The 3,278-nt window shown below is 67.1% G+C and carries 3 protein-coding genes; 2 read left to right on the top strand and 1 reads right to left on the bottom strand.

What is annotated here, in order from left to right:
• Positions 1–349: 349 nt before the first annotated feature.
• Entirely contained in the window at positions 350–931 is a 582-nt protein-coding gene (locus AC5LSR_RS23850) for a helix-turn-helix domain-containing protein (protein ID WP_250285788.1), read from the top strand.
• A gap of 34 nt (positions 932–965) precedes the next feature.
• The gene (locus tag AC5LSR_RS23845) at positions 966–1,502 is read left to right on the top strand and encodes a hypothetical protein (RefSeq protein WP_250285787.1); all 537 of its coding nucleotides are present in this window, start codon (positions 966–968) and stop codon (positions 1,500–1,502) included.
• 665 nt (positions 1,503–2,167) lie between these two features.
• On the opposite strand, the gene AC5LSR_RS23840 is transcribed toward AC5LSR_RS23845, so the two are convergent.
• The gene (locus tag AC5LSR_RS23840) at positions 2,168–3,187 is read right to left on the bottom strand and encodes a tryptophan--tRNA ligase (protein ID WP_250285786.1); all 1,020 of its coding nucleotides are present in this window, start codon (positions 3,185–3,187) and stop codon (positions 2,168–2,170) included.
• Between the last annotated feature and the right edge of the window lie 91 nt (positions 3,188–3,278).

Here is a 3,278-nt window from a genome sequence, read left to right as displayed (position 1 = left end):
GTGAAGACCCGAAAATCTCAGTTCGCTGAAATATTATTACCCGGGCCGACCAGTCGAGGGACGACGAGGTTCCTTCTCGAGGAACTGCCTGTACCTGACACGCCGGCAGACGGCCGCTTGAGGTATGCCAGCCGCAGGAGCGGTGTCGGACGGGTTGGTTCGTCGTCCGTGGCCGGGGCGCTGACCCGGCCGGGTTGCCGTCGGCGACGATGGCCGGTCATGTCAACACCCGGCGGCGGAATTGCCCGATCGTGGCACTACAGCACGTGCGGGAGCGTCGCGTCCCGTCGCTGACCGGCGGCAGGACGACAGCGGACTGGTCGGCGTGTAGGCGTATACGCTTACGTTCATGGTGGTGGCTGACCTGGTACGCGGCGTTCGAGCCGATGCGGGGCTGTCTGTGCGGGCCCTCGCCGATGCGGCGGGGGTGGCGGCCAGTACCGTCCACCGGATCGAGCGGGGCGAGTTGCAGCCGACCGTGGACACGTTGCGACGTATCATCGAAGCCGCTGGGATGCGCCTGCACATCGACGTCCACCCCGACTATTCGGCCAGCATGGTCGGCCTGGCACGGTCGATCGTGAGTGACATCCCCGCTGGAGAGCGCACGGAGCCGGTCCGCAAGGCGGCGGAACTGGCCCATCGGTTCCGCGGCGCGGACCCGGACATCCGTCGTCGAATGATCACCGCGATGCCGCCTGCGACCGGGGACCAACGATGGGACGCCTTCCTGGCCGCACTCGCCGAGTGGCTGGCGGTCCAGGAGGATCTGCCCGTTCCCGCATGGGCCCATCACGACAGCCGCTATCTGCGCCATGGCTGGTGGGTGACGTCGATGCCGTCGATGCGGGCCTGGGAGTACGCCGGCAGCCCGGTTTCATTCCAGAACCATGGTGTGTACCTGCACCGCGACTCCCTCACGAACATATGAGTCAGCTGGTTCCTGATCATGGAGAAGCTGTCACATGCTGACCAGAGAGCGCATTCTCGGCCTGTTCGCGGAGCTGAACGACGAACTCCGCCGGCTGGGGATCCGCGGTGACGTCTTCATCGTCGGTGGTGCCGCCATGACTGTCGCCTACGACGCTCGACCGGCCACCAGGGACGTTGACGGGATCTGGCATCCGTCCACCGAGGTCCGCGCCGCCGCGGCACGGGTTGCAGCCCGTCATGAGGACCTTGAACCGGACTGGCTGAACGACGGAGTCAAAGGTTTTCTACCGGGTCATGATCCGGGGCATCCCGTCGTCGTCTACGACAATGATCACCTCACCGTGTCGGCTCCGTCTCCCGAGTACCTGCTGGCGACGAAGCTGCTGGCGAGCCGGGTCAGCCGTGACGAGAACGACATCATCAGGCTGTACGACCTGTGTGGCTTCTCCAGCGTCGACGAAGGCCTCGATCTGCTCGAACGCTATTACCCGGGCCGGCCGATCGAGGCGAAGGTGAGGTTCCTGCTCGAGGAACTGCTCGCACCCGACGCGCCGGCGGACGGCCACTGAGGCAGCCGGCCACTGAGGCAGCCGGCCGTGGGAGCGGGTGTCGGACACGGTGGTTCGTCGTCAGTGGCAGGGGCGCTGACCCGGCCGGGCTGGCGTCGGCGGCGATGGCCGGTCATGTCGGCACTCGGTAGCGGGAGATGCTCGATCGTGGCATTACAGTACGTGCGTGTGTTGCGTCGCGTCGCCGGTCGGCGACGCGACGACAGCAGGGTGATCGTCGTGTCCGCCACGGGGGAATGGATCATGCTGTGGGTGTCGAGATATGCGGACGGGATGTCGGCCCGGTGGGCCGCCCGGCTCGGCCCGGTGGGCCGCTGTGGCCCGTCGTGCCGCTGTGGCTCGGCGTGTTCCGGGCTGCCGGGCTGCGGCGCGGCCGTCCGTCGCGTTCCGGCCCGTCGGGCCGTGACGGTGTGATCACGGCGGTCGCTGACGGGGCACGCGGCTCGGTATGAGCCGCAACCTCAGGATCGCGGTGCCCGTGGTGCTGGTCGCCGCGCTCGTCGTCGTCGGGTTACGGGTGCTCACCCGTCCCTCGTTGTTCGCGTCCGACGCCTGATTCGGTCATGGGATGACGTGCGGCCGTCGCTGTGTGATGGCGGCCCGACACGGCCCGCCCGGTCGTCCCGCGCGTGGTATCCACACGGGACGAGACCGGCGGGACGGGGTCAGTCGATGCCGATCGCTCCGCGTATCTGTTCCAGGGTGGGCACTGTTCGTTTGCGGGCCTTTTCCGCGCCCGCGGCCAGCATGGCATCCAGTTCGCTGCCGGGGGCCATCAGGGCGTCGTAACGTTCGCGCAGCGGGCCGAGCTGCGTGTTGAGGACGTCGAACAGCTGGTTTTTCAGCTCGCCCCAGCCCATGCCGCCGGCCAGCAGGCGTTGCCGGGTGTCGGCGACGGTCTCCGGGGAGGCGAACTGCTCCAGGATCTGGAAGACGCTGGAGCTGTCCGGATCCTTGGGCGCCTCCACCGGGGTGGAATCGGTGGGAATACGACGGACGAGTTTCTTCAGCTGGGACTCGGTACAGAAAAGCGGAATCGTGTTGTCGTACGACTTGCTCATCTTCCGGCCGTCCAGGCCGGGGAGCGTGCGTCCGGTCTCGGCCTCGGGCACGATCGCCTGCGGGATTCTGAGTTTGAAGCTGTCACCGTAGACGTGGTTGAACGAGCCCGCGATGTCGGCGGCGATCTCCACGTGCTGTACCTGGTCGCGCCCGACCGGCACCGCGTCGGTGCCCATGATCAGGATGTCGACCGCCATGAGAACCGGATAATTGTACAGGCCCATGTTGATCCCGGCGTCGAGATCCGCCTTGCCCGCTTCCCGGTTGCGGTCCCGCGCCGCCTTGTAGGCGTGTGCCCGGTTCAGCAGCCCTTTACCGGTCAGGCAGCTGAGGATCCAGGCCAGCTCGGGGATCTCGGGGATGTCCGACTGCCGATAGAGGACCACCTGGTCCGGGTCGAGGCCGGCGGCGATCCACGTCGCGGCCACCGAGCGGGTGTAGTGCCGCAGCAATGCCGGGTCGCGAACAGTGGTCAGCGCGTGGTAGTCCGCGATGAAGTACATCGCCTCGTACTCCTCGGCGAGCCGCAACGCCGGTTTGATGGCACCGACGTAGTTGCCGAGGTGCGGTTCACCGGTCGGCTTGATTCCCGTCAGGGAAATTCTGGCTGGGGACGCGGACATCAACCTCACATCTTCTCCGGACTGTCCCTGAGAATACAGCTCGCGGTGGACGCCGGCCGTGACGCCCGCCCCCGGGCCGTGTGAGGTGGGG

The organism is Protofrankia sp. CiP1_Cm_nod4 (assembly GCF_982290645.1).
The sequence above is the reverse complement of the archived record's forward strand: the minus strand, read 5'-3'. Positions and strand labels throughout refer to the sequence as shown.

Excerpts from the sequence above, each read along its gene's own strand:
- AC5LSR_RS23850 (WP_250285788.1), top strand. The coding sequence starts at position 350 with ATGGTGGTGGCTGACCTGGTACGCGGCGTTCGAGCCGATGCGGGGCTG.
- AC5LSR_RS23845 (WP_250285787.1), top strand. The coding sequence starts at position 966 with ATGCTGACCAGAGAGCGCATTCTCGGCCTGTTCGCGGAGCTGAACGAC.
- AC5LSR_RS23840 (WP_250285786.1), bottom strand. The coding sequence starts at position 3,187 with ATGTCCGCGTCCCCAGCCAGAATTTCCCTGACGGGAATCAAGCCGACC.